Below are 5,498 nucleotides of genomic sequence, written 5' to 3' on the forward strand. Positions count from 1 at the left end.
AGCCCGGCCACACAGGGCCCAACGTCGGTGGCCTGAAGGGGGACTTCCACCGGGTCACGATCACCCTGGAGGCATGCCAGGAGATCCCGGCCGGGCGCAGCATGGACATCCCCGTCAAGTACTACCTGCCCGCCGCCGGTCCCGCGAACGTCACGATCACCAGCGAGGGAAAGACCTTCGGCATCACCGGTGACCGGCGCCACGGCACGCAAACGGTGGCGCCGCCTGCCGGCTCGGCCGGATGCTCTCCGGTGAAGTGGGACCCGAAGGACGCTTACGAAAAGGGGGACGTCGTCACGCACAAGGGCCACCGCTGGCTCGCCCAGTACTGGGCCAACAAGGGCGATGAACCGGGCGTCGCCCCGGTCTGGCGCAACATCAGCCCCAACGACTGACCACCGCCGGTCCCGTTTCCGTTGCGAGAACGCGAGGGTGCCCAGGACGGCCGTGCCGGCTGTCCTGGGCACCCTTGTCAGGCGGTTCTCAGCAGAGTGGCCAGTTGCGGAGCGCGGCGTCAGCCATCGCCTGGAGTTCTGCGCCCTGGCAGTTGTCGCTGGGGGCCGCGTTGACCGCATCGAAGTTGCTTGGGTGGATCAGCCCGCCGCGCCGTCCAGCAGGTGGCTGTGGCGCAGGCGCAGTGCCCGTTCCGTGCTGGCCGCCATGTGTGCGCTCCCGCTACTTGTTCGGCTCCGCCGCGCAGGCGAGGTCCTCGGCCGGGCGCTGTCCGTTGGTCAGGAACGCTGTCACCGTGTTGTTCGCGCACGTGTTGCGGCCGAACGGGTAGACGCCGTGCCCGCCCTGGTCGGCGGTCACCATCGTGGCCCGGTCGCCGAATGCCCGCCGCAGTTTCATGGCGCCGGCCAGGGGGGTCCCCGGGTCGCGTTCGTTCTGCACCATCAGTACGTTCGACGGGCCGCGGTCACCGATCCGCACCGGCGGCTCGACCCGGTCGTCCGGCCAGTACGCGCAGGGCTTGATGTTTCCGGTGGTCCCGCCCAGCATCGGGTACTTCAGCCGGTCGATCGCGGCAGTGCGCTGGTAGTCCCGGACCTCGCCGGGCCAAGGCGAGTCACCGCAGGTCACGTAGAAGTGACTGGCCGAGAGGTTCTCCGGGAACGGCGGCGGAGTCGGCAGCGGCCGGCCCTGGTCCAGCGCCTGCCATTCCTTGGCCAGTTTGGGCATGTAGCCCTCGACGTAGAGGTTCTCGAACGTCACACCGCGAAACAGCGTGCCGTCGATGCCGCCGACCGGTTCGGCGTCCAGGCGCTTCGCGAGTTCGTAGAACGTGGCGGTCACCTGCTCCGGTGTGGTGCCCAGGCCGTATTCGGGGTGCGCGGCCGCGTACGCCGCGAAGTCCGGGAACCGGTCCTCCATTCCGCGTCCGAGCAGGCGGAAGCCCGCCAGGTCGTAGCCGCCGGGGCCCATGTTGCTGTCGAGCACGATCCGGTCGCTGCGCTCGGGGAACAGCGTCGTGTACACCGCGCCGAGGTAGCTGCCGTAGGAGGAACCGAAGTAGGAGGCCTTCGGCTCGCCCAGCGCCGCCCGGATCCGGTCCATGTCGCGCGCGGTGTTCGCGGTGGTGGTGTACGGCAGCATCCACGCAGTCCGCGACGTGGCGCACTGTTCGGCGATGGTCCGCGCGAACGGCGCCTCCTCGGCGACGTCGGCCGCGGTGTGCGCGTACGGCGGGAAGTTGCCACGTGCCTGCTGCTGCGGTGTCAGGTCGCAGGTGACCGGCGTGCTGCGGCCGACGCCACGCGGGTCGAAGCCGATCACGTCGTAGGAGTCGAGGACGTCCTTCGGCAGCCCGGCGCCGGCGAGGAGGGCCGGGTAGTCGAGCCCGGAGGCACCGGGGCCTCCCGGGTTGGTCAGCAGTACACCGCGGCGCTTCGAGGGGTCCTCGCTCGCCAGGCGGGAGACGGCGATCTCGATCTGCTGGCCGTCGGGATTCCGGTAGTCCAGCGGGACGTCGAGCGTCGCGCACTCGAGACGGGGCGCGTCGGCGTTCTGCGGTGCGGCCTGCTGCGGACACGGGCCCCACCGCGGGGTGTCCGGCGTGGCCGTCACCGTGTCCGGAGTCGCGGCTGCCGACGCTCCCGGCATCGCGACCGCCGCGACTGCGGTGGCGGCGAGGGCGAGGGACAGGGTTTTGCGCATCTGGTGTCCTCCTGAGGGGGCGCACGAGGTCGCGCGCCGGAACGGTCGGGCGACGGATATGAGTCTGCTCATCCGGCGTCATCGGCACATCGGCCCGGTGGATCGAGTCGCCTTCGCCCAAAGTCGAGGCGGTGGTACGACTCTGGGACGAGGGCGGGAGTCTCGCAGGGTCTGCTGCACCGGCCGCCCGGGTTCGCGACAATGACCGGATGAACACGGACCTCGCGCCACGGCTCGGGGGGTGGCAGCAGACATGGCGGCTGGTGGCGGCCGCGGCACTGGGCATCCCCCTATGGGTCTCCACCGGTGCGGCGCTGCCGCAGGGGTGCGCGGCCGACACGTGCTCCTGGTTGGTCACCGGTGATCCGCTGGTGGCTCTCGGCTGCCTGGCGGTGCTCCTGTGGCGGCGACGGTTCCCGCTTTCCGTCGCCCTGGCGGTCGCCATCGCCTCTGGCGCGTCGGCACTCGCCACCGGTGCCGCGCTTCTGGCCCTGTGCTCGATCTCGACCCGTCGCCGTCCGGCGGAGATCGGTGCCGTCGCGCTCGTCTACGTGGCCGCGTCGCAACTCGCCCTCGTGCTCTACCCGATCAAGAGCCCGCCCGGCTCGCTATGGCTCCAACTCGCACTCCCGGCCCTGAGCGCGGGCATCGCGGTGGCCATGGGCGTGGCCATCGGCGCACGGCGCGTCGAGGTGCGGTCCTTGCGGGAGCGGGCGGAGAGCGCGGAACGGGAACAGACCGCACGGGCGGAGCAGGCACGGGCCCTGGAACGGAACCGTATCGCCCGGGAGATGCACGACGTGCTCGCGCACCGGATCTCCCTGGTCGCCATGCAGGCCGGAGTACTGGACCACCGCGGCAACCTCACCACCGAGGAGAACCGCATGTTGATCCGTGGCATCGCCGACGGCTCCCACCAAGCGCTGGAAGAACTACGAGACGTCCTCGGTGTGCTCCGCGCCGACCCGGGCCGCCCGGAACCGCCACAGCCCTCCCTCGACCGAATCCCGGAGCTGGTGGCCGACGCCCGCACTTCCGGACTGGACGTCACGCTCACCACCACGGCGACGGGAAGACCGTCCGACGTCGTGGGACGAACCTGCTACCGGGTCATCCAGGAAGGACTGACCAACGCCGCCAAACACGCCGCGGGCGCCCACGTACACATCACCGTCGAAGGAACAGCCGGCGACGAACTGCACGTAAGCGTCCACAACTCCCCGGCGACCACGACGACCACCGGGCCGCCGGCATCAGGATTCGGCCTGCTCGGGCTCGCAGAACGCGTCACCCTCGCCGGCGGAGGACTCAGCCACCACCCGACACCCGACGGCGGATACGTCCTCACCGCGCATCTGCCCTGGCTGAGTCACGACCACGACCACGACCACGACCACGAAAAGAGAAGCTGAGTGGACAGCGAGCGGGAGCCGGTGCGTGTCGTCATCGTCGACGACGAACAACTGGTGCGCCTTGCCCTACGACTCGTCATCGACGGCGAACCGGACCTGACCGTCGTCGCGGAGGCGGCCGACGGGGACGCCGCGATCACCGTGGTGGACGAGCAGCGGCCGGACGTCGTGCTGATGGACATCCGGATGCCCGGCCGTGACGGTCTCAGCACGACCCGGGAACTCCTCACCCGGCCGGCACCGCCGCGGGTGCTCATGCTGACCACCTTCGACTCCGACGATCTGGTGCTCGGCGCGCTGCGCGCCGGAGCCCTCGGGTTCGTCCTGAAGGACACGCCGCCGGCGCGGATTCTCGACGCGGTGCGGACAGTCGCGGACGGGAACCCCGTACTGTCCCCGGCGGCCACGGCGCGAGTGATCGCCGCAGCCACCGGGCCGCACTCCTCCGAGGCCCGTCGCTCGTCCCGCGAAGCCGCACGGCAACAGCTGTCCGCGCTGTCCGAACGAGAACTCGACACCGCCATGGCCATCGCGGACGGACTGGGCAACCCGGAGATCGCCGAGCGGCTGCACATCACCATCGCGACCGTCAAGGCGCACACAGGCAACCTGTTCGCCAAGCTGGCGGTCGAAAACCGGGTGCAGATCGCACTCCTGGTCCGAGACGCGGAGCAATGACCGGCCACAAGCCACCCGGACGACCATCTCGGGTACGTCGCCTGCCACCCCGGTGAGCTCCCGCAGGGCCGTGCAGCGCAGGCCCCTGGAGGCATCTCCATAGCGAAGTCGTCGGCCAGTACCAGGATCGTGGGGCGACCCATTGGTCGGCCGTCGGGTGCCCGAGCCGATGACCAGGATTCCTTCATCGCGCAGGGACCACAGACGTGCCCCGAAGCCGAGCCACGCAGCGGGGTCAAGGCTGGGCATCGACAGCTGGACGACCGGAACGTCGGCCGCGGGATACATGGCGGCCATGAGGGGATGAACGCGCCGAGGTCGAGACCTCGGTCATGGCGCTCGTGCACCGTGGTCGCCGGACCGAACGTGGCCGCGAGCCGGCGGGCGAGGCCGGTCGCGTCCGGGGTCGCGTAAGGCAGGCTCTTGTAGCGGGGGTGGAAGCCGCTGAAGTCGTAGTAGAGCGGGGTGCCCGCCGCCGCGCCCGAGATCGCGGCCGGTGCGTCCTCCCAGTGCGCTGAGGTGATCACGATGGCTTTCGGTTTGGGCAGGGAATGCGCCCGGGTGAACAGGTCGTCGAGCCACTGCGGATCGTCAAGGGCGCGTTCCGCACGATTCACCTGTGGCCGGCAGCCCGGCCCGGGGGCGGGTCGTCTCCGACGGCGGTGCTCAGCCGAGGATCGCGCTCTCGGTGGCGAAGAAGAAGCGGTCCCTGGGCTGTGCCGGTGACGTTCTCGACGTCGGCGGTGACGAATCCGGCGCGGCCGGCGCGGAGCACCTCGTTCAGGCTGTCCAGAGAGTGCGCCTCCTCGGCCGCCGATCTGACGGCCCTGCGTGAGCGGCTGCATACCGATCTGAGTCTGCGCTTGCCGTGTACGGACAAGGAGTTCGTGGACCGGACCCGAGCCCACTGGATCACCCTCAGCGACCGGGTCCGAACGGTGGCGCGCGTGGCCACTCTCGCCCGCGAGCACGTCTCCCGTCTCAAGCCTGCCCCAGAGGCCTACGTGCTGGCCGCCGCGAATCTGGCGGTTGTTCCCGGCCGGTGCGTGGCGTTCGAGAACACCGCTGAAGGCCTCGAAGCAGCCCTCGCCGCCGGCATCCCCGTGATCGACGTCCGCGACGGCACCTGGGCTGGCGAAGCCCAGGCCGGCAGTGCCGTATGGTGGTGGCATCGACGCGGGGTGGAGCAGCTCGGTAGCTCGCTGGGCTCATAACCCAGAGGTCGCAGGTTCAAATCCTGTCCCCGCTACC

6 protein-coding genes and 1 tRNA gene are annotated in these 5,498 nt (G+C 70.3%); 6 read left to right on the top strand and 1 reads right to left on the bottom strand.

Annotation, left to right across the window (positions count from 1 at the left end):
* The coding region (locus tag ACFV0Q_RS37840; RefSeq protein WP_385012095.1) for a chitinase C-terminal domain-containing protein at positions 1 to 395 on the top strand (395 nt) is incomplete at its 5' end.
* 280 nt (positions 396 to 675) lie between these two features.
* Here ACFV0Q_RS37840 and ACFV0Q_RS37845 read toward each other — a convergent pair.
* The gene (locus ACFV0Q_RS37845; RefSeq protein WP_385012097.1) at positions 676 to 2,157 is read right to left on the bottom strand and encodes an alpha/beta hydrolase; all 1,482 of its coding nucleotides are present in this window, start codon (positions 2,155 to 2,157) and stop codon (positions 676 to 678) included.
* Positions 2,158 to 2,366: 209 nt separating this feature from the next.
* Between ACFV0Q_RS37845 and ACFV0Q_RS37850 the strand changes: the two genes are divergently transcribed.
* From ACFV0Q_RS37850 to ACFV0Q_RS37870, 5 genes are all read left to right on the top strand, one after another.
* Positions 2,367 to 3,569 carry a sensor histidine kinase gene (locus ACFV0Q_RS37850; RefSeq protein WP_385012100.1) on the top strand — a complete coding sequence of 401 codons (1,203 nt, stop codon included), beginning with the start codon at positions 2,367 to 2,369 and terminating at the stop codon, positions 3,567 to 3,569.
* On the top strand, positions 3,570 to 4,247 hold the full coding sequence (locus ACFV0Q_RS37855) for a response regulator (protein ID WP_385012102.1): 678 nt from the start codon (positions 3,570 to 3,572) through the stop codon (positions 4,245 to 4,247).
* A 619-nt stretch (positions 4,248 to 4,866) separates the two neighbouring features.
* Positions 4,867 to 5,082 (top strand): hypothetical protein, encoded by a 216-nt coding sequence (locus ACFV0Q_RS37860; RefSeq protein ID WP_385012103.1) that lies wholly within the window; start codon positions 4,867 to 4,869, stop codon positions 5,080 to 5,082.
* Positions 5,083 to 5,134: 52 nt separating this feature from the next.
* Positions 5,135 to 5,461, top strand: coding sequence for an HAD-IA family hydrolase (locus tag ACFV0Q_RS37865; RefSeq protein ID WP_385012105.1), 327 nt, complete (start codon positions 5,135 to 5,137; stop codon positions 5,459 to 5,461).
* Positions 5,423 to 5,496: transfer RNA gene (locus tag ACFV0Q_RS37870), tRNA-Met, on the top strand. Before ACFV0Q_RS37865 ends, ACFV0Q_RS37870 begins: the two co-directional genes overlap by 39 nt.
* Positions 5,497 to 5,498 lie beyond the last annotated feature (2 nt).

Origin of the sequence: Streptomyces sp. NPDC059564, assembly GCF_042735575.1 — a bacterium.
Taxonomy (GTDB): domain Bacteria; phylum Actinomycetota; class Actinomycetes; order Streptomycetales; family Streptomycetaceae; genus Streptomyces.

Coding starts and splice junctions, on each gene's coding strand:
- ACFV0Q_RS37845 (WP_385012097.1), bottom strand. CDS start 2,157: ATGCGCAAAACCCTGTCCCTCGCCCTCGCCGCCACCGCAGTCGCGGCG.
- ACFV0Q_RS37850 (WP_385012100.1), top strand. CDS start 2,367: ATGAACACGGACCTCGCGCCACGGCTCGGGGGGTGGCAGCAGACATGG.